This window comes from Methanosarcina sp. UBA289 (assembly GCA_002496565.1).
GTDB lineage: Archaea > Halobacteriota > Methanosarcinia > Methanosarcinales > Methanosarcinaceae > Methanosarcina.
Genome location: DAKJ01000015.1, coordinates 13,546 through 36,423 on the forward strand (window position 1 = coordinate 13,546; position 22,878 = coordinate 36,423).

At 38.6% G+C, this 22,878-nt stretch carries 23 protein-coding genes, 1 tRNA gene and 1 pseudogene; 4 read left to right on the forward strand and 21 right to left on the reverse strand.

From position 1 onward, the window contains the following. Positions 1–9 precede the first annotated feature (9 nt). From BP549_RS04365 to BP549_RS04375, 3 genes are all read right to left on the reverse strand, one after another. Complete coding sequence (locus tag BP549_RS04365; RefSeq protein ID WP_292372328.1) at positions 10–240, reverse strand: thioredoxin family protein; 231 nt, start codon at positions 238–240, stop codon at positions 10–12. A 76-nt stretch (positions 241–316) separates the two neighbouring features. Further along, positions 317–1,288: a permease gene (locus BP549_RS04370; protein WP_292378462.1), complete on the reverse strand. Its 972-nt coding sequence runs from the start codon at positions 1,286–1,288 to the stop codon at positions 317–319. A gap of 509 nt (positions 1,289–1,797) precedes the next feature. Beyond that, complete coding sequence (locus BP549_RS04375; protein ID WP_292378464.1) at positions 1,798–2,097, reverse strand: ArsR/SmtB family transcription factor; 300 nt, start codon at positions 2,095–2,097, stop codon at positions 1,798–1,800. Between the two features lie 254 nt (positions 2,098–2,351). Between BP549_RS04375 and BP549_RS04380 the strand changes: the two genes are divergently transcribed. From BP549_RS04380 to BP549_RS04390, 3 genes are all read left to right on the forward strand, one after another. Continuing rightward, on the forward strand, positions 2,352–2,657 hold the full coding sequence (locus BP549_RS04380; protein ID WP_292378466.1) for a hypothetical protein: 306 nt from the start codon (positions 2,352–2,354) through the stop codon (positions 2,655–2,657). Between the two features lie 257 nt (positions 2,658–2,914). Beyond that, on the forward strand, positions 2,915–3,301 hold the full coding sequence (locus BP549_RS04385) for an ArsR/SmtB family transcription factor (protein WP_292378468.1): 387 nt from the start codon (positions 2,915–2,917) through the stop codon (positions 3,299–3,301). A 235-nt stretch (positions 3,302–3,536) separates the two neighbouring features. Continuing rightward, positions 3,537–4,436, forward strand: a complete 900-nt coding sequence (locus BP549_RS04390) for a permease (RefSeq protein ID WP_292378470.1) — start codon at positions 3,537–3,539, stop codon at positions 4,434–4,436. Positions 4,437–4,492: 56 nt separating this feature from the next. Here the strand turns inward: BP549_RS04390 and BP549_RS04395 are convergent, their stop codons facing one another. The 18 genes and pseudogenes from BP549_RS04395 to BP549_RS04480 all read right to left on the reverse strand — a co-directional run bounded on the left by BP549_RS04395 (position 4,493) and on the right by BP549_RS04480 (position 20,474). Beyond that, a complete protein-coding gene (locus BP549_RS04395) occupies positions 4,493–4,957 on the reverse strand; it encodes an arsenate reductase ArsC (RefSeq protein ID WP_292378472.1) in 465 nt (154 codons plus the stop codon). Between the two features lie 163 nt (positions 4,958–5,120). After that, positions 5,121–5,405, reverse strand: a complete 285-nt coding sequence (locus tag BP549_RS04400) for a hypothetical protein (protein ID WP_292378474.1) — start codon at positions 5,403–5,405, stop codon at positions 5,121–5,123. A 150-nt stretch (positions 5,406–5,555) separates the two neighbouring features. After that, on the reverse strand, positions 5,556–5,858 hold the full coding sequence (gene tusB / locus BP549_RS04405) for a sulfurtransferase complex subunit TusB (RefSeq protein WP_292378477.1): 303 nt from the start codon (positions 5,856–5,858) through the stop codon (positions 5,556–5,558). Between the two features lie 36 nt (positions 5,859–5,894). Further along, complete coding sequence (locus BP549_RS04410; protein WP_292378479.1) at positions 5,895–6,239, reverse strand: DsrE family protein; 345 nt, start codon at positions 6,237–6,239, stop codon at positions 5,895–5,897. A gap of 24 nt (positions 6,240–6,263) precedes the next feature. Then, positions 6,264–6,644, reverse strand: coding sequence for a DsrE/DsrF/TusD sulfur relay family protein (locus tag BP549_RS04415; RefSeq protein ID WP_292378481.1), 381 nt, complete (start codon positions 6,642–6,644; stop codon positions 6,264–6,266). Between the two features lie 36 nt (positions 6,645–6,680). Next, complete coding sequence (locus tag BP549_RS04420; RefSeq protein ID WP_292378484.1) at positions 6,681–7,478, reverse strand: (Fe-S)-binding protein; 798 nt, start codon at positions 7,476–7,478, stop codon at positions 6,681–6,683. A 453-nt stretch (positions 7,479–7,931) separates the two neighbouring features. After that, positions 7,932–8,729 (reverse strand): (Fe-S)-binding protein, encoded by a 798-nt coding sequence (locus BP549_RS04425; protein WP_292378485.1) that lies wholly within the window; start codon positions 8,727–8,729, stop codon positions 7,932–7,934. A 518-nt stretch (positions 8,730–9,247) separates the two neighbouring features. Next, positions 9,248–9,677 (reverse strand): annotated as a pseudogene (locus BP549_RS04430) (IS481 family transposase); the annotation flags it as partial. A gap of 338 nt (positions 9,678–10,015) precedes the next feature. Then, positions 10,016–11,164, reverse strand: coding sequence for a pentapeptide repeat-containing protein (locus BP549_RS04435; RefSeq protein ID WP_292378486.1), 1,149 nt, complete (start codon positions 11,162–11,164; stop codon positions 10,016–10,018). 520 nt (positions 11,165–11,684) lie between these two features. Further along, positions 11,685–11,769 (reverse strand) — tRNA-Leu (locus BP549_RS04440). A 240-nt stretch (positions 11,770–12,009) separates the two neighbouring features. Then, positions 12,010–12,918, reverse strand: coding sequence for an ornithine carbamoyltransferase (argF, locus tag BP549_RS04445; protein ID WP_292378487.1), 909 nt, complete (start codon positions 12,916–12,918; stop codon positions 12,010–12,012). A gap of 221 nt (positions 12,919–13,139) precedes the next feature. Next, positions 13,140–14,441, reverse strand: coding sequence for a phosphoribosylamine--glycine ligase (gene purD, locus BP549_RS04450; protein WP_292378491.1), 1,302 nt, complete (start codon positions 14,439–14,441; stop codon positions 13,140–13,142). A 731-nt stretch (positions 14,442–15,172) separates the two neighbouring features. Beyond that, entirely contained in the window at positions 15,173–15,730 is a 558-nt protein-coding gene (gene pyrE / locus BP549_RS04455; RefSeq protein ID WP_292378493.1) for an orotate phosphoribosyltransferase, read from the reverse strand. Between the two features lie 128 nt (positions 15,731–15,858). Then, positions 15,859–16,407, reverse strand: coding sequence for a CDP-2,3-bis-(O-geranylgeranyl)-sn-glycerol synthase (locus tag BP549_RS04460; RefSeq protein ID WP_292378832.1), 549 nt, complete (start codon positions 16,405–16,407; stop codon positions 15,859–15,861). 652 nt (positions 16,408–17,059) lie between these two features. Continuing rightward, positions 17,060–17,194: a hypothetical protein gene (locus tag BP549_RS04465; protein ID WP_292374683.1), complete on the reverse strand. Its 135-nt coding sequence runs from the start codon at positions 17,192–17,194 to the stop codon at positions 17,060–17,062. Between the two features lie 248 nt (positions 17,195–17,442). Further along, positions 17,443–19,047, reverse strand: coding sequence for a glutamine hydrolyzing CTP synthase (pyrG, locus tag BP549_RS04470; protein ID WP_292378496.1), 1,605 nt, complete (start codon positions 19,045–19,047; stop codon positions 17,443–17,445). 480 nt (positions 19,048–19,527) lie between these two features. Then, positions 19,528–20,277 carry a DUF7524 family protein gene (locus BP549_RS04475; protein ID WP_292374681.1) on the reverse strand — a complete coding sequence of 250 codons (750 nt, stop codon included), beginning with the start codon at positions 20,275–20,277 and terminating at the stop codon, positions 19,528–19,530. Positions 20,278–20,291: 14 nt separating this feature from the next. After that, positions 20,292–20,474: a methytransferase partner Trm112 gene (locus BP549_RS04480; RefSeq protein WP_292374679.1), complete on the reverse strand. Its 183-nt coding sequence runs from the start codon at positions 20,472–20,474 to the stop codon at positions 20,292–20,294. A 520-nt stretch (positions 20,475–20,994) separates the two neighbouring features. Between BP549_RS04480 and cooS the strand changes: the two genes are divergently transcribed. Then, entirely contained in the window at positions 20,995–22,869 is a 1,875-nt protein-coding gene (gene cooS, locus BP549_RS04485; RefSeq protein WP_292378497.1) for an anaerobic carbon-monoxide dehydrogenase catalytic subunit, read from the forward strand. Positions 22,870–22,878: the final 9 nt, after the last annotated feature.

Below are 22,878 nucleotides of genomic sequence, written 5' to 3' on the forward strand. Positions count from 1 at the left end.
TCTCCTTTATTAAGAAATCCACTTTTTAATATCTTTTTCATCCGGAACTTTGCCCACAAGTTTGACTTCCCCATCAACGACGACTCCAGGGGTGATCATAACGCCGTAATTCAGGATTTTTTCAATATCTTCAATCTTAACAACTTCGGCTTCAACACCTTCATTCTTCAATACTTTTTCAATAACTTCTTTTGTTTTCTTGCACTTTGAACAGCCAGTTCCAAGAATTTCAATCTTCATGTTTTTAACCTCATACTTGTTTCTTTTGTTTTTGCCTCTAACACTTTTTTCTTTATTTTGATACTTGACTATAATCTCACAGAATAATGTTAAATAGATATCCCGTAAAAATTATCGATAAACTAACAACTAAAACAAAGGCTCCAATTAACTCGTTTTTAAGAACCTTTTTGAGGATAATCATTTCAGGAAGTGAAAGCGCAGTAACTGCCATTAGGAAGGCTAGGGCAGTGCCTACTGGAAGTCCTTTTCCAATAAGGCTTTCCACAATCGGAATCATACCCATAACGTTTGAGTACAGGGGCACCCCTATAATAACTGCAATTGGAACAGCAAGTAAATTGTCCTTCCCTGCATATGTTGCTAGGATGCCTTCGGGGGCGTATCCGTGAAAGATTCCTCCCAAAGTAACTCCAATAATCACATAGAGCCATACTTTTTCCACGATGTCTTTAACATTGTCAAAAGCAATAGCGGTCCGTTCTTTTATACTTAGGGCCTCTGGCTTTTTGTTCTGATCCCCCACTTTGATCTTGTAAACAAAATCAGCTACGTATTTTTCCATTTTCATGAGGCCTATTATATACCCACCAAAAACTCCGAGCAAAACACCTGATACAGCATAGATCAAGGTTGCTTTAAGACCAAGGGTAGCCCATAGTGCAGCGACTGCCGCTTCATTTACTAAAGGGGAAGTAATAAGGAAGGAAAAAGTTACTCCAAGAGGGATTCCAGCTTCTACAAAACCAATAAAAAGGGGCACTGAGGAACAGGAACAAAAAGGTGTGACAGCTCCCAATAGGGAAGCTAACAGATGATATTGCAGCCCTGTTTTGCCTCCAAGTACCCTTCGGGTTTTTTCTGGAGTCACAAAGGTTCTGATGTAGGAGATAGCAAAGATCATCACAACTAGTAGAATTAAGATTTTCAACACGTCATAAATGATAAAGTTAACACTGGCTGCAAGGTGTGTGTCAGGTGCAATCCCTAAAACCTCATATACCAGTTTGTCGGCAATCCATTGAAGAGGATAGAATACATCAACCATTTTAAGATCCTCCTTTGTTAGTTATTATTTCTTCACTAATTCAATTCCAAATATATCAATATGCATTGATATTAACATACTATATAAATAGTTCCATAATGCATGAATATTATTTATTACAACGGGAGCGCAGAGGGTTTACTTCATCCCCGAACTAAACAGCCTGTTTAGGGTGGAGTGGCCTCCTGCAATTTGATTTTAATAAAATAGTTTGAGCGTTTCTTTAATATAAATAGCAAACTCACCGGATTTAGAAAAAATGATAGAATAAAGAAGAAAACCACTAAAAATTTAAAGTATATATTCTTTATTAATGGAAAAAAGAACTTTCTTTTTCAAGCAAAAACCTGTGAGCTGAAGAATTAGTATTTCATGGATGTTGAAGAAAGGGAAAAGTAAGGAATAATCCACTTCAAATGAATAATGCAGTTGCTACAAGGATTCATGAAAATATTTATTAAATTTTAAATAATGCAATTCTTGAATTTTACCCGTAATAATACAAAACTTTATTCTTCAAGGACTTCTAAAATTTTCCTTATTTTTTCATTCTGTATAGAATAAAGCCTCATTTTCCCATTTCTTCTTACCTTTATTATTCCCCAATCCAGCAATTTTGCAAGATGCATTGAGGTATTAGACTGTGTCCTATCGATGATTTCTGGGATTTCACAGGCGCATAGCTCTCCTCTGTAGCCATATTGATTTTCTTCGGGATTATTCTCAGATTCAATTAAAGCCTTAATAATTCTATACCTCGTATCTTCGCTTAGGGCTTTGAAAAGCTGTATATTTTCTTCATTAATCATATCAATAATCATTGAATATGTGTAACTATATATATTTTTCTAAACCCAAAAGGACTTGGTGCATACAGAATAAAGCATGAAATTATTCTAACTTAAACATGTTCTTAGTTTTTAAGAAGAAATTAATTTTTTACAATAAATTCTACTGTTTGATTGATTCTTAAAATTCGTAATCTTTATATCTAACATCAAGATATATCGATATATATCGATATAATCATATCATGGTTTATTGATAATGGAGTTATATTTAAATGAGCAAGATTGGTAAGAGTTTGCTTGGAAAACTCATCGGAAATGATAAAAGTTGTTGCTGTTGTGGCCCTTCTATCGTTAGTGTCAGAAAGATAAAAGTTGCAGACAAAGATATGAATATTGCCGGATTAGATGAAGAATTTAAAAAATGTATTGATGCTGGAAAAACACCAGAGAATTTAGATGCTGAGGAGCTTATTCAAAATCTATTAAAAATTAATGTAATTCCTGAAAAAGAACTGGAAAATTTTAAAGCTGCAGTCCAGAAAGAATACGCAATATACTGGCAGAGCAATAAACTTTGATCATATTGACGGTTGTGAATTTAATTTGTGCCCATATTTTTGAACATGAATTTGTTGAGGTTTCGCAAATGAATTTTAAGTGTACAATATGTGGGAAAGAAGATTATTCTTTATTAAGGGCTAACCACAAAGACTTAGGAATCATAAAGCTCTGTGTAGATTGCTGGTCTAAGGAACAGAACAAAAACAAGTTGCTTTCCTTGGAAGGTGGAAGCAATTGTTGCAGGTGATACAACGATTAAAGAAGGAAGACGACTGTGACTGAAGGAACTGAAGTAAAAATTGAAAGATTGAAGCGATTCATCCCTGACGGAGACCAGTTTGAGTTCAGGGCACAAAGACTCAGTTCTCTGGTGAGCAGATTGAATGAAAAAGAATTATCTTCAGAAGCCAAAATTTTTAAAGCCCTTGCGGATGTCAATCGTGTTAAAATCATAAAGTTACTAAAAGAAGGAGAACTTTGTGTCTGTGAACTAACGACCGCACTCTTAACTTCTCAATCAACTGTTTCTCATCACCTGTCAGTACTAAAAAATGCAGGTCTGATCAAAGAAAGAAAAGAAGGAAAGTGGTCTTACTTTCGTCTTTCTGAAGGGGCAGTTATTGAAATCCTTAACCAGGTAAAGTTGCTTATCAATGAATAATTTCGTATAACTTTTCCATCTAAAAGGCAAATTTTGGAATGAGCAAGAACTCCTCAAAAACATTTTTTTCTCGAGAAAATAGGAGTTGTAAATAGACTAATCATGGCAGTTCGAGATAGCGGTAGCTTTTATCAATTACCTAATGATTGCTGCTCTCTGCGATTGTTTTTGCAGATAAGCAGAAAAGGGAATGTTTAGACAGACAGATATTTGAAAGAATTTGAGGGGAGTAAGGATGTTATGGGATAATTTAATTGTGGCGACTAAGTTCTTTATTGAGATCGCGGTAGAACTTACTGTTTTATTTATTGGGATAATCTTTTTAGTGGGGCTGATTCAGGAGTATGTACCTGAAGAAACCATAAAAAAGGCTCTTGGAGGACAGAACAAAGTTATAGGCAGTGTTCTTGGAGCAGGATTTGGTGCACTTACTCCTTTCTGTTCCTGTTCAACCGTACCACTTCTTCTCGGGATGCTTAAGGCTGGTGTATCTTTTGCTGCAACAATGGCATTTCTCTTCTCGTCACCCTTGCTAAACCCGGTAATAATATCCATGTTCATTATTCTGATGGGCTGGAAGATAGCCGCTCTCTATTTTACCGTCACTTTCGTGTCTACAATTGTTATTGGCCTTTTACTTGATAGACTTGGATTCTCCAGCCAGATTAAGTCAGTTACTGTTGTGCGAAATATCTGTGACTGTGAGCAGGAAATAAATGCGAAATCCAGAATACAGAGGTCTGCGGTATTTGCATTTAGCCTTTTCCGTCAGCTTGTGCCTTATCTCCTTATCGGAGCAGGAATCGGGGCATTTATTCACGGATTCGTACCCACAGAGATTATTTCCCGTCTTGCAGGACAGGACAATCCTCTAGCAGTCCCTGTTGCTGCAATTATTGGTGTTCCCATCTATATCCGAGCTGAGACTATGATTCCCATTGGGCTTGCGCTCATTGAAAAGGGAATGAGTGTGGGAGCTGTTTTGGCACTGATAATCGGCGGTGCTGGAGCCAGTATACCTGAGATAACTCTTCTTTCATCGATATTCAAGAAGAATCTACTGGCAGCCTTTGTGATGACTGTTTTTTCCATAGCTGTGGTTGCAGGGTATCTTGCAAATATGCTAACACTATGAAAATCTTCAAAAAAAGTTAAGGAATGGTACCAGGCAAGCAGATTAAACACTTGGTATCATTTTCCAAATACCTGGGAGATCCATTCTTTTATCTCATCTCTGACTTGGCGGAAAACTTTGAGCTTTTCTTCCTCTGATCCCGCAACTGCAGCAGGATCTTCAAAACTTTTGTGAATCACTTCTCTTGCTCTGGGATATTCGGTCGGAATCTCCAAGTTTGTACTGCAGATAGGACAGGAAACTTTAGCCCGATCACATACTGTGACTGCAATATCAAAAATGACATCATGGAATTCTTTGGGAGTTTTGGAATATTGACTGGAGATATCGATGCCAATTTCCTTCATGACCATAACTGCATAAGGATTAACATTTGTGGCTTTAACACCAGCACTGTAAGCTTCATACCGATCTCGATAAATAGCCCTTAAGAGACCCTCGGCCATCTGAGACCTAGCTGAATTATGGGTACATAAAAAGAGAATTTTCTTCTTTTCCTGTGATTTCGTACTTTTTCTCATTTTGCTTTATTGCACATAATATTAAATTAGGGTTATGATTTTCTATTTCAAACAGATAAAATCTGCAAGATATCTAATTTCAATAATTACACCTGTATCAAGAAACTGAAACATATCCTCATGCAGTTTAGTGCCTCTTTCGCAAACGTAGAAGCTTCAGTTATCATTTTTTCAATTCCTTCTGAATCTCTTTTGCGACATCTTTCACCATTTCCCCTACAAGATTTGCCTTATCACAATGAGAAGCTTCTTTCGGCTTACAATTAAGGAGAATACTCATTAGTCTATCGGCTGTCCTATAACATTTTATATCCTCAAGCTTAACCAGAAGTTCAGATAAACTTTCACTGAACTCTCTGCATTTTTCGTGATTGCAAATAGCTTGCTCATGCAGTCGACAGACATATTGAAAATCCTTTACGATTTCTTTTGGGAGATTCTCGACCATAATGATCGACCCTGTTAAGCAATTCGTTTTAACTATGTCTAAAGAACATTTAAAAATATAAAATTAAATTAAATTAAATTAAATTAAATTAAATTAAATCATTTCAGTTACGTGGCATGAAATTAAAATTCAAATTTATTATTCGATATTTTAAAATGTGTACGTATGCTCGGAGTGTTCCATAACATCTTCTATAAACATAGCATAAAAGTTATCAGGAATTTTGACTTTATCTCCTGCCCTGATAGATCTTGCCTCAAGATCTTCCTTGCACGCATAAACTTTGCACTCTGGCAATTCCTCCTCTATCTTGGTAAGTAAGTGATAGACCCCATCCCCAGCAAGGTAAAGTCTAACATTTTTGGTGCGATCAGCGAGTTTGAGACACAAATCTGACCTTGAATTAAGGGGAGGTCTTGTTAGCAGGAACACATTCGTTTGTTCTTGTTTCATATTATCATCCTATTCTCCCTTACTCAGAAACTAATGTTAAAGCAGAATAACACACTCCGATTTTTTCATAGATTCGAAAAAATCTTCCTCATCGGTCAATTCTAGGGTTTCTATAAAGTTTTCCTCAAAAAGCCCTCTTTCCATAAGTGAGGGTTCATGTACAAGTACCCTCAGTTCCCCGTATGCGTAAAGAATATCTGCAAGGTTTGGCACTCCAAGTTTTCTGCTGTCCTGGCCGGCAATTACAAGATAAACTCCATCTCCATAAAGGCCGAGAATTACATCCATCTTGCTAAGGCCTACAGCAGCCGCATTCAATGCTCCAAAGGCTTTTTCACTGCCATATGGAGCTGTATCTAGCAGATAGAAAACTGATTTCATCGTTTATACCTCATTTTGGTTAGTTTATCTTGACAATGAAATTACTCTATCACTCTTGCTAAGCATTTCCGATAACTCATAAACGCTGGTAATTTTTATTCCAGGATAATAATCTCTACAATTACTTCCTTCTATAATTTCTTCCTCTGGAAGGTACCCTCTTGCACCAGCACATCGTGAACAGGCTCGTATCACTGCCCCCTTTTCCGTGAGTCCTGAAATGAGTTGTCCTGCATTGGTAAAGAAGGAAGGATTTTGACCTTTTTTGGGGATGTGTACTGCATCCAGATAGAGGAATATATTCACTTTATATTGTTCAAGTGCAGACTCCGCGAGTTTGTAAGCAATATCAGCATATTCTGAAATGTAAGGGCCGTCGGTGAGCACTATTGTTAACGTCTTCATAATTCCTCCTTTAAAAGATATATTAGTAATTGTGATTCAAATATAGGTAGCCAAAAATTGCAGACGCTCTTGATTGGTTGCATATTGTGACTCTTTAAGGAGCGTACATTTCTCAAGGTTGACCTGTCCTGCCATTAACCTTATTGCAAAGCTATAACATCCCTGTTCGCCACACTTGCCACAGTTGGTCTGAGGAAGGTATTTGTAAATATCCATAAGTTCGACTTTGATCTTTTCCTTAGGAGGCGGAGTAATTCCTTTTTTGATAGCTTCATTGATAGCGTTTTTCAGGTTTTCAAGCTCTTCTTTAGCTTCATCCCCATTTTTAACCATTCTCATTACTACTTTTCCATTACCATAAATAGTTGTAATTATTTCTCCTTTTTTAACTATTAAGCTACTTTTTATATCCGAATAATTGGCTCTGGGAAAGATGGGTTCAAGAATCTTTAGGGCCCCATCCAATGGAGGAGCCATATCCGCAATTACCCTAAATTTTGAAGCATCTGCTATACAGGGTAAAAATTGTCTAACTTCGGCAATCTCCACAGGCTTTGCCTGAGAAAGGTCTTTAACTTCTTCAATACCAATTTTTTTCTTATTTTCCAGGAAATTCTTTCCATACTCGCTTATTCTGACAGTCTCTTTTTCTAGCTCAATAAGGCCAGCATCTTTAAGAAACTTAAGATGGAAATCGAACGTTTTTTTCCCTATTACTTCTCCGATTTCCTCAACGTTTCTGTCTCCTTTTGCGAGGAAATTAATTATTTTCCTTCGGACTTTATTGGCCATAGCGAAATTCACCAATTTTGTCTCACTTGTGCCTCCTGACATCTTTACACCTACTAGAGCTATTGGGGTACAATTTTGACTCTCATAGGACTTACGCAGTTGAACTGAAAAATCAATAGCATTAGACCGTTAACTGTCTGAAATATGTCTTAAATCCGCAACGTTTATTGCACTTAATTTTGTTCCTCAAGTGCGTAAATCTATTCCATAATTCTTTAACAGTACAAACCCATAATTCTTTAACAGTACAAACAAGTTTTTTAAGACGAAAATTCAGTTTTTCAAAGTCCATTCATTTAAAGAATAATTTATGGATTGATTTTATAAAAACCAGGGCCAAATACCAAAAAGATTGATATATAAATTTGTTATCAGCTGCTTTCTAAAGAATATGGGTCAGATAGATCAAATCTAAAACACTAGTAACTGAATATCATCAATTCTTCCATCGAGCCAGAGTTTCAGATTAACAATAATTTTTCTAGGAATTAAAATTTAAATATAAGCGGTCAAAACTTGCAAATGCTCTTGGTTGAGTGCATATTGTTTCTCTTTAAGCGGTGTACACTTATCAATAGAAGCTTCATCACTCATCAGTTTTATTGCAAATGTATAGCAGCTTTGTTCACCGCACTTACCACAGTTAGTCTGAGGCAGATATTTATAGAGCTCCATAGGTTCGACTCTAACTTTTTCCCTCGGAGCTGGAGCTACGCCTTTTGCAATAGCATTATTAATGGTACTTTTCAGGTTTTCAAGTGATTCTCTAGCCTCACCCTCATTTTTAATCATTGTCATGGTGACTTTCCCAGTACCATAAATAGTTGTAATAATCTCTCCTTTTTGAATTATGAGGGCGTTTATTTTGTCAGAATATTTACCTCTGGAAAAAAGTGGTTCAAGAACCTTGAGGGTTCCACCCAGGGGAGGAGCTATGTTTGCAATTACCCTAAACTTTGAGGAATCAGCTATACAGGGTAAAAATTGCCTGACTTCAGTAATCTCTATTGGTTTTGCCTGAGAAATATCTGCAGTTTTATCTGCACCTTTCTCTTCTTTATCTTTAAGGAAATTCTTTCCATATTCGCTTAGTCTCACAGTCCCTTCTTCGATTTCAATCAAACTAGCCTGCTGAAGAAGCTTGAGATGGAAATCAAGCATGGTTTTCCCTACTTCTCCTTCTATTTCCTCAGTACTTTTATCTCCTGCCAATAAAAAGTTCATTATCTTCCGTCGGGTAGCATTGGACATAGCGTTGTTTACCAGTTTTATTTCATTAGGATTTCCAGGCATCTTTAACACCTACGAAAGTTATAAAAATTTAACTTATTCTCTGACATAATAATATCAGTATTTCTTCTTTCAAAAATGAAATTTGATTCTCTTAATCGATATGGGTTTAGTTCATAAAAACCCACAGGATAGGTATCAAAAAAGATTGATATGAGTTTTAGAATCTAGCTTATTCATTTGTTATTCATTAATCCTAAAATTGTCGTAACTAAGACTTTTTATAGGAATATTATCAACGTTTACTTCAGTCCCTCATCTATATAAATTTCCAAAATTAGATACGAATTCAGATAAGTATAAAAGGAGAAATTTATTCTTTTTTAGCTTTTTGAGCATATTCTGACATGTCTATAAAATCATATCTTCATTAAAAACATCAAATGTTAGAGGCACTCAATTTCAGTTTCTTATGAGTTTACAGATTTGAAAAAATTAAATCTCTAAGATTAATAACAAGAAAGGAGTGTTTTATCCTGAAATAATTTCGCTTTGAAACTTTTTTGCTTTTGTCCATATTTTCACAACCCACATAATCTTATTCCGATTCTGAATTTTGCCTCAATTAGTAGTCTATTCCAGAATGCATCTTTGTGGTGATTCTAATTGTTCAAGTTTCAAAGCTCCATGAGGCCTTTTGTTGTACCACTGAACGAATTCTTCGAACGATTGAAACTTCTCTTCTAAACCTCTGATATGTATCGAAAATCATTTCTCTAGTTTTCCGTTTGTCTGAGGATGTCTGACCCTTGCAAGTATTGGTTTAATTCCAAGTTTTCCAATTCGCCTTTTAAACTCACTGTCCCATGAACCATCTTTATTAATTCTGTGTGCTCCGAATTCACTTTCATGATCCATGATCAACTCCCTTAAAGGGTAAATATCCCAATAGTCTCTGACAAGTTCATCGATCACTTTAATAGTGTTTTCCATGTTACAATGAACGTATTGTGTTTTCGTTCATATATATTCAAAAGAAGCTACAAAATCCCCTCCCTCATACTTGAATTACTGTGGGTATTGATCAATGTAGCTATCAAGTAATAGTCTATATCTTGAGAAGCATTGAAAAAAGTACGATTTTTGGAAATGATAACAGTTTAGAGTCCTTATCAATTATACCTGATTTCATTTCTGCCCTTTTGTTACTTCCCGGCTATTAATTACAAGAAACAATATAAAACAATGTGCGATTTAAAAAGTACAAAGAATCTATAATACCAAGTAACTGTCCAATTGTTAATATTTATATTGTAAGAATTGCAGCAGGCCATATCACTTTTTGATAATTATTTATCAAGTTTTTCAAATAGGGCAGGGCACCTCTCTTTTAATTTTATGAAAAGCTTTTCATCTAATTTTGCATTATAAAGGGTTTTTACATTACAAAGTTGGTCGACTAATAAGTGCTGAGCCCCTTCTAGATTTGCCTCCTTAAACTTAGCTCCTTGGAGATTAGCTTTTCTAAAGTTAACCATTTGAAGGTCAGCTCCATTGAAATTAGCCCCTCTGAGGTTAGCTCTTTGAAGGTTAGCACCCTCAAGTTTAGCTTTTATAAGGTTAGCACCATCGAGGTTAGCACTTTTAAGGTTAGCCTTTTGAAGTTTGGCTCTAATAAGTTTAGTTTTTATGAGTTTAGCTCCTTGAAGGATAGCTTCCTTAAGTTTTGCCTCTTCCAAGTTAGTTCCCTCAAAATTAGCCTTTCTAAGGTTAGCTCCTTTAAGTTGAGCCTTTTCAAGGTTAGATTTTCCAAGGTCAGCTCCTTGAAGATTAGCTTTTCTAAGGTCTGTTCTTTGGAGATTAGCTTCTTGAAGATTAGCTCCTTGAAGGTTAGCTCTCTGCAGGTTAGCCTCTTCAAGGTCAGCTCCTTGAAGGTCAGCTTCTTGGAGGTTAGCTTTTTCAAGATCAGTTCTTTTAAGGTTAGTCTCTTTAAGGTTAGTTCCTTCAAGATTAGCTTTTTCAAGGTCAGCTCCTTGAAGGTCAGCTCCTTGAAGATCAGCTCCTTGAAGATTAGCCTGTTGAAGATCAGCTTCACAAAATATAGTCCTTTGAACTTTAGCCCTTTCAAGATTTGCTTCTACAAGCTCTGTTCTTTGGAGGTTAGCTTCTTGAAGGTTAACCTCTTGAAGGTTAGCTCCTTGAAGGTTAGCTCCTTGAAGGTTAGCCCCTTGAAGGTCAGCCCCTTGAAGGTCAGCTTGATAAAGTGTGGCCATTTGAAGTTTAACTCTATGAAGATTAGCCTCTTGAAGATTAGCTCCTTGAAGGTTAGAACCTATAAAATTAGCCTTTTCAAGGTTAGCTCCTTTAAAGTTAGCTCCTTGAAGGTTAGAACCTATAAAATTTGCCTCTTCAAGATTAGCCTCTATAAAATCGGCTCCTTTAAGCTCAGCCTTTATAAAATTAGCTCCTTGAAGATCTTTTTTTTCTTTATAATCCATTTTCAACCACTCAAATCTAGACTTTAATAAACACTGCTATCTTACAGTTAATTTGATGGATTACATAAACGTAGTTAATACGTATATAAATTAATATTAAATAACCTCAATGTCTTCAGATAATATTTTATACTTCTCTTAGTTTAGTCTCCAAAATCAATATAAATTCTCCGAACTTGAAAAGAAATCCAACACTGATAAAACTTGGAAAAAAGCTACATATATAAAAGATAATTATCGAGCTCATTCCAAAACTCAAAGTTGCTTCTCCGAAGCCCATATTCTGAATAGTTAATTGAGTTTCAGATTACGGAAAAATTGCTTTGGCTGAAATTGAGGATTTCTACAAAGCCAATATACGATACGACATCAAGTGCCACGAAAGATAAACATTGAGTAAATCCCAACTGCATTTTGGTACTTGAAATAATTATTTGATTCTCCAGTTGAGTAAATGTTTTCTTAGAAAATCCAAAAAAGGCTTTAAACGACTTAAAATAAACTACTAAAAAGTTTATAATGCGAGAGGTGCGATTCGAACGCACGAACTCCTACAAGACCAGGCTCTGAACCTGGCGCCTTTGACCTGGCTGGGCAACTCTCGCACGATGTAGCTTATGTTACAGGAGCAATAGTAGTGCTCTTTGTTCTTATACTTTTTCCTTGAAAGCCTATTCAGAGGGCGAAATTTGTCTTAACTATTTTAATAATTTCCTTTTTCGGGAGCTGATTTAAATCTATTTAAATCAGACTTTTTAAATCAGACTTAAAACAGCAGAAGCCGAAAAATCCATGTGTATGAGTATTTCTATAGCAACATAAAGTAATTAAAATTGATGAAATTTTCATCTCATCAATTTTAGAATAAGTGCTTTTTGAGCATGCAGACGGTTTTCAGCCTCATCAAAAATTACGGAATTCGGACCGTCCATAACTTCATCCGTAATCTCAAGGCCTCGACGGGCTGGCAGGCAGTGCATAACTATTACATCAGGTTTTGCGACTTCCAGGAGTTCAGTATTGACCTGAAAAGTGGCAAATTCCTTCAAACGTTTCTCCTGTTCGGCTTCGTCGCCCATGGAGACCCAGACGTCCGTATAAATGATATCAGCATCCTTTGCAGCAGCTTTCGGATCATCCGTAATTGTAAACTTGCCTCCTATGGCTTTTGCCTTTTCAAGGAATTCGGCTTTTGGCTCGTATCCTTTCGGGCATGCGACGACAAATTCCATTCCCATAATAGCCGAGCCGAGCAGGGCTGAGTTGCAGACATTGTTTCCATCTCCTACCCAAGCGAACTTCAGACCTTCGAATTTTTTCTTATGTTCCATTATGGTCATGAAGTCACCAAGGATCTGACAGGGGTGTTCCCGGTCCGAAAGCGCGTTAATTACGGGTATAGTTGAATACTCGGCTAGTTTCTTTACTGTCTCGTGGCTCATAACTCTGGCCATGATCCCGTGAAGGTAGCCTGAGAGGATTCTGGCAGTATCCTCAATAGTCTCGCCTCTTCCTACCTGAATATCTCTGGAATTCAGGTAAAGGGCGTGTCCTCCAAAATCAGTCATTGCAACCTCAAAGGAGACTCTGGTTCTTGTGGAAGCTTTCTCGAAAATCATCCCGAGGCTTTTATTCTTCAGGAACTCTGTAGGTTCTCCAGCCTTACGTTTTTTTTTCAGATCTAAGGCCGATTCGAGGAGTTCATAAATCTCTTCTCTGGACAGGTCAGTTATCGAAAGTACATCCTTCTTCATCACTTCAACCCCGACTTTACTCTAGCTAAACTTACTTCATTCAAGCTGAATTTACTCTATTCTAGCTGAATTTCTCGATTTTAGCTGAATTTACCTCATTCTGGTTGAACTTAAACTTTATACTACCGCATAGTACTTATTTTCACGCCGTACTTTTATGGTATATTTCAGGCAGTCAGCCTCGCTATTTTCGTCAATTTGCCTTATTTTTTTCAGTGTAGTTAACCTCTAAGCTCTTTCATATGATCAATCCTTTTCTGGATAAGGGCAGCAGTTCCAATATCTTTTCGGAAAAACAGCTTACCGTGAAGATTTTCAAGGGCATTCTGAGCAATTTTTTCGGCTGCGACTATAGTATCAGCGACTCCGATAACTGCAATGGCACGGGAGCCGGTTGTGTAAACTTTTCCTTCTTTTTCATAGACGCTGGCATAATAAATGGAAGCCTCTCCTATATCTCCTACAATTACTTCGCTGTCTTTTTCAGGATTATCAGGATAGCCTGCAGGAACTGCGTATTTACATACAGTTGCTTTCTTACTGAAGCTTACAGGCAAATTCTCAAGTGTTCCTTTTACCACCGCAGACATGATTTCTACAAAGTCGGTTTCAATTAGGGGGATCACGTTCATGGCTTCTGGATCACCGAATCGAGCATTGAATTCAACAACTTTGGGGCCGCTGGCTGTAAGGATGAACTGTCCATAGAGAATGCCTTGATATCCTGTTCCGGTTTCCTCAGAGAGGGCCTTTACAGTATCCTGCATAATCTTCTTTGCCTTCTTAATATCTTCAGGGAGCATAAAAGGCAGGATTTCCCCTGCATCGGTATATGAACCCATTCCGCCTGTATTGGGTCCGACATCTCCTTCATAGGCTCTTTTGTGGTCCTGCACGGCAGGGAAGAAAACAAGGCTTTTTCCGTCCACAAAGGCCTGAAGCGTAAACTCCTCTCCTATAAAGCGTTCCTCGATGACCACAGCTCCTTTCTCAAGAAGTTCACTTGTGTAAGCTTTGGCAGCCTCGAGGTCAGGAAGCTGGTCTCCCATAACTTTTACGCCTTTACCCCCTGTCAGGCCTGAGGGTTTGACTGCTACATCTCCCAGTTTTTCTATAAAAGCGTGTGCAGGCTTTTCCTCTGTAAAAACCTCATAAGCAGGGCAGCCTTCGATTCCGTATTTTTTCATGAAATTTCTTGCCCAGGCCTTGTCAAATTCTATTGTTGCACAGGCTTTTTTAGGCCCTACAACCGGAATTCCGGCATCCCAGAGAGCATCTGCAACTCCTGCTGCAAGAGGGGCTTCAGGCCCTACAAAAGCCATTTCGATCTTTCTGGCTTTTGCATACTCAACGACTTTTTCAACTTCGGTTTCCTTCTCAAGGAGAAAATCCTCACAGAGGGCGGCTATTCCGGGGTTTTTTTTCGCCATTAACGCATAAAGAGAGGGATTATGCTCGCTTTTCTTGATACCTTTGGCGATTGCATGTTCCCTTCCGCCTCCGCCAATAAGCAAAATTCTCATTTTTATTCTCCTGACTTTAAAAAGGTTAATTTTATATTCAAGTATTATTATGGGTTTTTTATGTACTGAAATAAGATGAAGTAAGATAGATAAGAAAAGGTAATGGATTTCCAGTCCTTAAAACCTTTCAATGCTGCTTTGTGCAGCTATTTGTTTTTATTGACAATTTATTGACAATACTCTTTAATCAGAAACATACTGAAGGACTTCCTAGTTCTCTATTTCTTATAATAAATATCTTCTTGTTGTCAGGCTTCAAACTTAACTAAAAATCTCTCTTTTTAAGAACATTTTTAAAATTTTACTCCAACGTCTCCAATAATCGAAACTTATTAGACTGAAATGGTTAGACTCTTTCAAAAAATAAAATCACGAACCAAAATCCATATATAAAATCTTCCAAAGAGGGTGTCCAGAAGTAGCGAGAGTATCCAGAAGTAGCTAGTGGCACGTTTTAATGAGCTTATCGAAGCCTAGAGAACCTTTCTTGATGCTAAAACAAAGCAATTGGTCATAGCCATTCAAACTGATAGTTGAAATCCACAGAGAGTACAGCTGCATAGTAATGGCAAAGAACAAGGGTGCGTCTCGTGAAGAAATTATTGACGTAGTCGTCTTGAACCTTATCACTCCAGTTTTGCTAACGTTCTTGAGTGCCTTCCTGCAGCGACAAATGGGTTTGAGAGTAAAATCTAAAAAATTTAGTAAAGGAAAATGCTCTTACATCTTCCTTACTTTAAAAGATCGCTTGCACTCACAAGAGGCACAAGTTCCGTACCTGCCTCTTTTAAGTTTTCTATTGCTCCTTCTTCTCTATCCACGACACTGATGACGTATTTGACATTTGCCCCGGTTTCCCTGACAACCTCAATTGCGTTCTTGACCGAGCCGCCGCTTGTCGTTACGTCTTCGAGCATTACAAGCCTGTCTTCAGGTTTAATGTCTCCTACAAATCTGCTCTTTGTACCGTAGTCCTTTACAGCTTTCCGGACTATAAGCAGGGGAAGTTCGGTTTCCATAGAAACTGCAGTTGCCAGCGGCACACCTCCAAGTTCCACTCCTGCTATTATATTTACATCCATTTGTTTTATCCTGGATGCTGCCTGCCGTGCTATAAGTTTCAGAGTTTTAGGGTCAGTACTGGCCTTTTTTATGTCTATATAATACTTGCTTTTCTTTCCCGAGGCAAGTGTGAAATTTCCGTAGCGGATGGCTCCGCAGGCTTTGAGGGCTGCGATCAGTTCCTGTTTTTGTGCTTCTAATTCCGTATCTATTTCAGATTTGTTCATGGTCTTACCTGTTTGCAGCCTTATTAGCTATTTTCTATTAAATGTACCGAGTAAACGGATTAAATCTTCATATTTTTGATTAGTTTTTTGAAAAGTTCTTGTTAAGAATCCGGTTAAAGCTAATAAGCTTACCAAGGTTCTTTTTTTATACCTGTGAGGTATCCTATTATATTTGTTGTAAGATGCAGCAGAGGCGTTGTGATTAGGATAATTATCATTATTGAGGGTGTAAAATTGCTCACGAACCATTCTGGGGCTGTAAGGTATGCAAAGACCCAGGCTCCAATTACGAAGTCCAGCTGGTCTACAAGTGGAAGCGGAGCTCCCCTTTTCATTCCCATCCTGCGCTTGAAGAAACTTTTGAACATATCTCCAAAAAGCGAACCACAGGCAAGGGCAAGGACAACTTTGAAAGCCTCAGTATAGTTCAGGCCGAAAGCTGGCATCTCGATTCCCAGAATCTCAAAACCCTTTGAATTCAGCCAGATCTGGATGCCACCTGCAAGCACTCCAAAAAAAATACCTGAAAAAAGCCCTCTATAGGTTTTTCCGTCTCCTATAATCCTTCTCCCGTCCCTTAAAGTCCTGCCTCCGTCAATTGGTTTTCCGCCGCCAAAAACAGCTGCAAATGGGTTGGGAAGGTATGCTGGAAGCATCAGCCAGAATGCTTTAATTATCAGCTCAATCGTGGTATCAACTCTTTACGTCAATTTTGTCTTTTTCTTGAGAGAACTCAACTTTCTGGATATTACTGGACTCTTTACTTATCTTCATAATTTGCCCCGCAGAACATACCAATAACCTGTGCTCGCTGTTTTAACCTGCTTTTAATTAGGTATGGCTAACATCGACTTGAAAATGGACTTAATTAATTAAACTATATATTGAGCCTAAATAAGAGCTCAATGTGCTTAAGTAATGGGCTTATGTAATTATTGACTCTATTTAATTATACTTATTTTATTAAGTTTAAATCTTAAATTACAGATGGAGATTATGCCTCGTTTTCCCTTCATGTTTTAATTTTTACCTGAGGCTTATTATTTTTGGATAATTTTCATGTTTAAAAGAGAATATGCTTAAGCAACGTGTCTTTTGCAGAGAATAAATTCACAAAAAGACGATAAAAATCAGGGAAAAGGAAAGATAAACCAAGAAATCTTTGGATCGAAAAGTAAAGGGTTCAAGATGAGAAAAGAAGAGATTCTATAAGAGATTCTATATTTGATAATACTGCTTTGCAGTTATACTTAAAAATTGGTGTTGATCGGGGTGAATAGTCCCCAGATCTTCTCACACGCTATATAGAAAAGAAAAACTTATTAGAAATTACTTTTTCTTCTTTTCCTTTGCAAGTTTCTTCTTAGCGTCCTTGCTGCCTGCAGAAGCCATTTTTTCTAGCTCCTCTAGCTTTTCTCTCTTAGCGCTTTTCTTCTTCTCTAAATCTTTTTTAGACATTGCCATAATACGTACCTTCATAAATATCGGTGAAATTGCGAGAGCTTTACAGCATTAGTGATGTGAGATGCCTTAACAGATCTCGCACTATCAACTTTCAGTTGTAAATGTATTTATCAGTTTCCCGCCAAATAAATCTTTTTGACCGGGTGTCAGGTTTGGTTAAAGATTGAAGTTTATTCAACACAGGATTAAAATAATTATAATGAAGGGAATTAAAAAAGATAGATTCCCTCAAATGGCTTTTAACTGCTTTATCGTCCTTCTCTTCCTTTACTGTACTTGCACATTGCCGCAACAAGACCGTTAAATGGTGGAGATGGCCTTCCAGGTCTTGACTTGAACTCGGGATGGAACTGAGAACCAAAGAAGAAGCGCTTTCCAGGAATCTCGGCAATCTCCATTCTGTTTTTGTTTTTGCCGGAAAAGAGAATGCCAAAAGACTCAAGCCTGTCAATAAACTCAGGATTAACCTCATACCTGTGGCGGTGGCGCTCGATTATGTAATTGGTTCCATAGATTTTTGCGGCAACAGATCCTTCTTTAAGGATAGCCTCATAGTCCCCAAGGCGCATAGTTCCACCCATGTCTGAAACACCAGTTTGCTCAGGCAGGAGATCAATTACAGGGTAAGGAGTATCTTCATCAAATTCTGTACTATTTGCCTTTTCAAGTTTAGCTACATTTCTAGCAAATTCAATGACCGCTAGCTGCATTCCCAAGCAGATACCGAGGAATGGAATATCGTTTTCCCTGGCGAACTTAATTGCCATTATTTTGCCTTCTGTGCCGCGTCCGCCAAAGCCGCCTGGGATCAGAATTCCATCATACTGTATTAGCTTCTCAATCTCGGTTGGATTTTCTTCCAGAGTTTCAGCTTCAACCATATTGACTTCAACCCTGCATCCGTTATTAATTCCTCCGTGTTTGACAGCTTCAAGGATGCTGAGGTATGAGTCTTCAAGATTAGTATATTTTCCGACGATTGCCAGTTTGACCGTATTGGTTGTGGACTTCATCTTTGCGACCATTTCTTTCCACGCACCATTTTCGACACTGGAGTCCAGTTGCAGATGTTTCATTAGCTGGGTGGTTAATCCCTGCTCTTCTATCTCAAGAGGCACTTCATAAATATCATCGGCATCATGAGCGCTGATAACCAGTTCCTGAGGAACGTCACAAAAGAGGGCGATTTTCTCTTTGGCACTTTCCTGAAGAGGAGACTTTGACCTTACAACGATTACTTCAGGGCTGAGACCAAGGGCCCGAAGTTCCTTTACGGAATGTTGGGAAGGCTTGGTTTTTTGCTCACCCTGAAGGTCTTCCATAGCCAGGGTCACATGAATAAATACAATATTTTCTGAAGGTTCTTCCCTGTGCATCTGGCGTACAGCCTCAAGGAAAGGCATGCTCTCAATGTCTCCAACAGTCCCTCCTATCTCAATAAGACAGACATCAGCCCCACTCCTGGCTGCGACCTTTCGGATCCTGTTTTTGATCTCATTTGTGACATGGGGAATGATCTGAACAGTTTTTCCGAGATAGTCCCCTCTCCTTTCTTTGGAAATTACTTCCAGGTAAATCTTGCCTGTAGTAAGGTTATGGTCTCTTGTAAGTTCTGTATCAAGGAACCGCTCATAATTTCCAAGATCCAGGTCAACTTCCCCTCCATCCTTAAGCACAAAGACTTCCCCATGTTGGTAGGGACTCATGGTGCCTGCATCTATATTGATGTAAGGGTCAATCTTGATAGCCGTAACTTTATAACCTTTGTTTTTAAGGTTTCTGCCAATGGATGCGATGGTAATGCCTTTTCCAAGACCGCTCATCACCCCACCGGTAACTACGATATACTTCATGGATAAGCTTCCTCAATAGTTTTCCTAATAGCGGTTTCAGACTACTAAATGTATAATATGTGGTAGACAGGAAATAATCAAATTATAACGAGTAAGAAGTCTGTAATTTATCCTCTTATAAGAACACAATACCAATATCCTTATGGTATAAAAATTCCTCCCAACTTCTAAACGTGAACAGGCTCAAATAAAAAATGAAAGTATAAGACAGACCGGAGTAAAAAATGACAAATTTATAATTACTGACATAAAGTACCGGCAGCCGGAAAAGCTCGGAATGAGGAAGAAAAAGTCGAGAAAAGTTTAATTTTCCCTTTTTCAACGCTTCCACAATTTTAACATTTGAAATGGATTTTCCGTGCTTTTCTATATTATGAATCTAAAAGGATCCTCACTTATGAACCTGAGGTGAATTGAGTAGATGTCAGGTTCAAAAAGAATGTAAATTCTGGGTTCAAAATTATTGTTATCATAAAGAATTTAGTTTTCTTCTGCAATTTTTAGCAAGGTGTATATCATACAGGTCACGAAAAGTATTGAAAACAAAAGCGACTGAGCAAAACTGACTTTAAACTGCAGGCCTGATGGTAGCATAAAGTAGAGGAAGAATAAGCATATAAGTAGTAAAAGCCCTCCAAAAGCTATATTCAGAGAACGTTTTTCGTTCCCACTTACGTTACTGTGGGTTTTTCTTCCTGTGAAATCTGAAGAGCTTACTGTAAAGTTTCTACGGATAGAAGATGAAAGCCAACCTTGCCCTTTTCCTGATTTTGGGTGAAAACTCCTCTTTATAGGTAGTGCGAATGAGGGCCTTTGAGAACTCAATTCTTCATTTTCATTCCCTGTATAGGACTCATCTTCTGAGTGCTCCTGTGGCTTTGGATCAATTTTTCCAAGCTGGACTGGAAAACCTTTCTTTCTTGAACCATAACCCGCTGTAATATAGATCTGCCCTTCAGTAAGCACCCTGCCTTCTTGCGGAATTCTTACAACTACGGAAACATACTCTTTTTGAAGCACATATGGATTATCTCTCAGGAAAGTTATCTGGCCTTTTAATTCCTCACTTACTGAGAAATGTATATGAGTTGGAGACCCGTAGTTTGTTATCAGGATTTCAAAAGTTTCTTCTTCGCCGGGAGAAAGAGAAATCTCAACGCTTTCCTTTTCAAACTCAATTGAGTTTATCTCCTGTCGGTTGATAATAACATTCTGGAATATCTGCTGCAAGTTTTACCCTCACGTCAGTTTCTGAGGTCAGGAGGAAGCAAGTTTGGGATTCCCTCATCGATAGGATAATGCTCTTTGCATACAGGGCAGTAGAGAGTTCCAGATATGACCTCTTCATCGTTTTCTTCGACAACGTTCAAAATTAGGTCGCCCTTACATACAGGGCAGGCCAGAATATCCATAAGATCTTTTTTCACCAAAATTCACCGTTAAAACCGCTTTTCCGATATGATGAGACAGAGTTTCATTATAGTAAAGATAGATAGTTGTTTCTAATCTTCACTTTTCCACCATGCGGATGTAAACTTTATCCCATTATTTAACCGTATTCAATTCATCCTCCTATTTTAAGGTAATCTATATGTTTACAGGCACTTATGATTTGACACTTATGATTTGACACTTATGATTTGACACTTATGATTTGAATCTTATCCGTCTTGTTGAATGTTATTCGTTGTATCTTAATTTAATCGCGACATTTTTAAGAAAGTTTATAAAACAATAACATTTGATACTTCTAAAGTGTTTTTTTCCAGATTCTCCAGTTTGAGATAGATTGGGCTGGAAATCAAGAAGTAAAGAATCAGTCAGGTTAGACTAATTCAGGTCATGGATTTCAGGATTCATTCTTCATCAGGAAGCTTGAACCCGGGAAGCTTGAACCTAAATTTTGGATAGTTCCAAAAGGAATAGAGAAAAATTGTGGGATGTTAGATGAAGCTGGAAATATGTGAGAGAACTATTGACCTTGCAAGCCAGAAAATGCTACAGAAAGCCGAAGAAGAAGGCATTGAAACCGCCTGGGACAGGTATGAAAAGCAATTGCCTCAGTGCAGTTTTGGGCAGCTAGGAGTCTGTTGTCGGAATTGCAATATGGGTCCCTGTAGGATAGATCCATTTGGGGAAGGAGCTGAAAGGGGGATTTGCGGCGCTACTGCAGATGTCATAGTTGCAAGAAATCTCCTGAGAACGATTGCTGCAGGCGCAGCGGCTCATTCCGACCATGCAAGAGATGCTGTACTGACCTTTAAGAAAATGAGTGAGGGAGAGGCAGGAAGTTACAGGATAAAAGACGAAGCAAAATTGTTATCTCTTGCCTCGGAGTATGGAATTTCCTCGGAAGGGAGAAGTTTGGAAGAAATTGCATCCAGACTCGCAGACACACTTCTTCAGGAATTTGGGAAACAGGACGGTCACCTCCTGTGTACCAGAAGAGCTCCCGAATCAAGGTTCAAACTCTGGGCCGAGCTTGGAATAGAGCCCAGGGGAATTGACAGGGAAATCGTGGAATGCATGCACAGGACTCATATGGGTGTGGATAATGATGCGGTTCATATTCTGCTGCAAGGACTGCGCACAGGACTTTCCGACGGCTGGGGAGGCTCGATGATCGCCACTGATGTCCAGGATATACTTTTCGGAACCCCTCAGCCTAGAAGAAGTACTGTTAATCTTGGGGTACTGTCTAAGGACAAAGTAAATGTAATCATTCACGGGCACGAACCTATTCTCTCTGAAATGATCGTGGAAGCTGCAGAAGATCCCGAGCTCCTTAAACTTGCAGAGGAAAAGGGCGCAGCAGGAATCAACGTTGCCGGGATCTGCTGCACTGGTAACGAGACCCTGATGCGGCATGGGACTCCCATAGCAGGAACCTTCCTTCAACAGGAACTGGCAGTGATTACAGGTGCTGTGGAAGCTATGGTTGTGGATGTACAGTGTGTCATGCCCTCGCTTGGAGAACTTACAGGCTGCTACCACACAAAGTTCATATCTACATCCCCAAAAGCTGATTTTCCTAATACCGTAAGAATGGAATTCCATGAGGACAGAGCTTATGAAACCGCAAAAGAGATCGTAAGGACTGCCGTTGAAAATTTCCCTAACAGAGTTCCAGAAAAAGTTACCATACCTGATGAAAAGCAGGAGTGTATGATCGGTTTCAGTGCCGAGGCTATCCTTAATGCTCTTGGAGGAAGCCCTGATCCTCTCATTGAAGCCATAAAAGGCGGGGCAGTTCGGGGAATCGGGGCTGTTGTCGGTTGTAATAACGTAAAAGTCACGCACAATTACGGGCATATCAACCTTGTTAAAGAACTGATTAAAAACAATGTGCTTGTGGTCACAACCGGTTGTAATGCAATTGCCTGTGCCGAAGCAGGGCTGCTTTTGCCAGAAGCTTCCGAACTTGCGGGAGATGGGCTAAAAGCCGTCTGTAAGGTTCTGGGCATACCCCCTGTCCTGCATATGGGTTCCTGTGTTGATATCAGCCGTATTCTTGTGCTCTCATCCGTGATTGCAAATCGTCTGGGTGTGGATATAAGCGATCTTCCAGCAGCAGGAGCAGCCCCTGAATGGATGAGCGAAAAGGCAGTCAGTATCGGAGCTTATGTGGTTTCATCAGGCGTATTTACCGTGCTCGGTACTATTCCGGCTGTTCTTGGAAGTCAGGCTGTTACGTCCCTACTGACAGGGGGCTTGAACGGCGTGGTCGGAGCAAGCTTTGCAGTTGAGCCTGATCCCTTTAAAGCTGCAGATCTGATTCTTGAGCATATTGATGGAAAAAGAAAGGCATTAGGCCTGGACTAAGAGATGGTT

Coding starts and splice junctions, on each gene's coding strand:
- purD (WP_292378491.1), bottom strand. CDS start 14,441: ATGAGAATTTTGCTTATTGGCGGAGGCGGAAGGGAACATGCAATCGCC.
- cooS (WP_292378497.1), top strand. CDS start 20,995: ATGAAGCTGGAAATATGTGAGAGAACTATTGACCTTGCAAGCCAGAAA.
- BP549_RS04425 (WP_292378485.1), bottom strand. CDS start 8,729: ATGCCTGGAAATCCTAATGAAATAAAACTGGTAAACAACGCTATGTCC.
- BP549_RS04365 (WP_292372328.1), bottom strand. CDS start 240: ATGAAGATTGAAATTCTTGGAACTGGCTGTTCAAAGTGCAAGAAAACA.
- pyrE (WP_292378493.1), bottom strand. CDS start 15,730: ATGAACAAATCTGAAATAGATACGGAATTAGAAGCACAAAAACAGGAA.
- BP549_RS04420 (WP_292378484.1), bottom strand. CDS start 7,478: ATGTCAGGAGGCACAAGTGAGACAAAATTGGTGAATTTCGCTATGGCC.
- BP549_RS04380 (WP_292378466.1), top strand. CDS start 2,352: ATGAGCAAGATTGGTAAGAGTTTGCTTGGAAAACTCATCGGAAATGAT.
- BP549_RS04410 (WP_292378479.1), bottom strand. CDS start 6,239: ATGAAATCAGTTTTCTATCTGCTAGATACAGCTCCATATGGCAGTGAA.
- pyrG (WP_292378496.1), bottom strand. CDS start 19,047: ATGAAGTATATCGTAGTTACCGGTGGGGTGATGAGCGGTCTTGGAAAA.
- BP549_RS04400 (WP_292378474.1), bottom strand. CDS start 5,405: ATGGTCGAGAATCTCCCAAAAGAAATCGTAAAGGATTTTCAATATGTC.
- argF (WP_292378487.1), bottom strand. CDS start 12,918: ATGAAGAAGGATGTACTTTCGATAACTGACCTGTCCAGAGAAGAGATT.
- BP549_RS04435 (WP_292378486.1), bottom strand. CDS start 11,164: ATGGATTATAAAGAAAAAAAAGATCTTCAAGGAGCTAATTTTATAAAG.
- BP549_RS04415 (WP_292378481.1), bottom strand. CDS start 6,644: ATGAAGACGTTAACAATAGTGCTCACCGACGGCCCTTACATTTCAGAA.
- BP549_RS04375 (WP_292378464.1), bottom strand. CDS start 2,097: ATGATTAATGAAGAAAATATACAGCTTTTCAAAGCCCTAAGCGAAGAT.
- BP549_RS04370 (WP_292378462.1), bottom strand. CDS start 1,288: ATGGTTGATGTATTCTATCCTCTTCAATGGATTGCCGACAAACTGGTA.
- BP549_RS04465 (WP_292374683.1), bottom strand. CDS start 17,194: ATGGCAATGTCTAAAAAAGATTTAGAGAAGAAGAAAAGCGCTAAGAGA.
- BP549_RS04390 (WP_292378470.1), top strand. CDS start 3,537: ATGTTATGGGATAATTTAATTGTGGCGACTAAGTTCTTTATTGAGATC.
- BP549_RS04395 (WP_292378472.1), bottom strand. CDS start 4,957: ATGAGAAAAAGTACGAAATCACAGGAAAAGAAGAAAATTCTCTTTTTA.
- tusB (WP_292378477.1), bottom strand. CDS start 5,858: ATGAAACAAGAACAAACGAATGTGTTCCTGCTAACAAGACCTCCCCTT.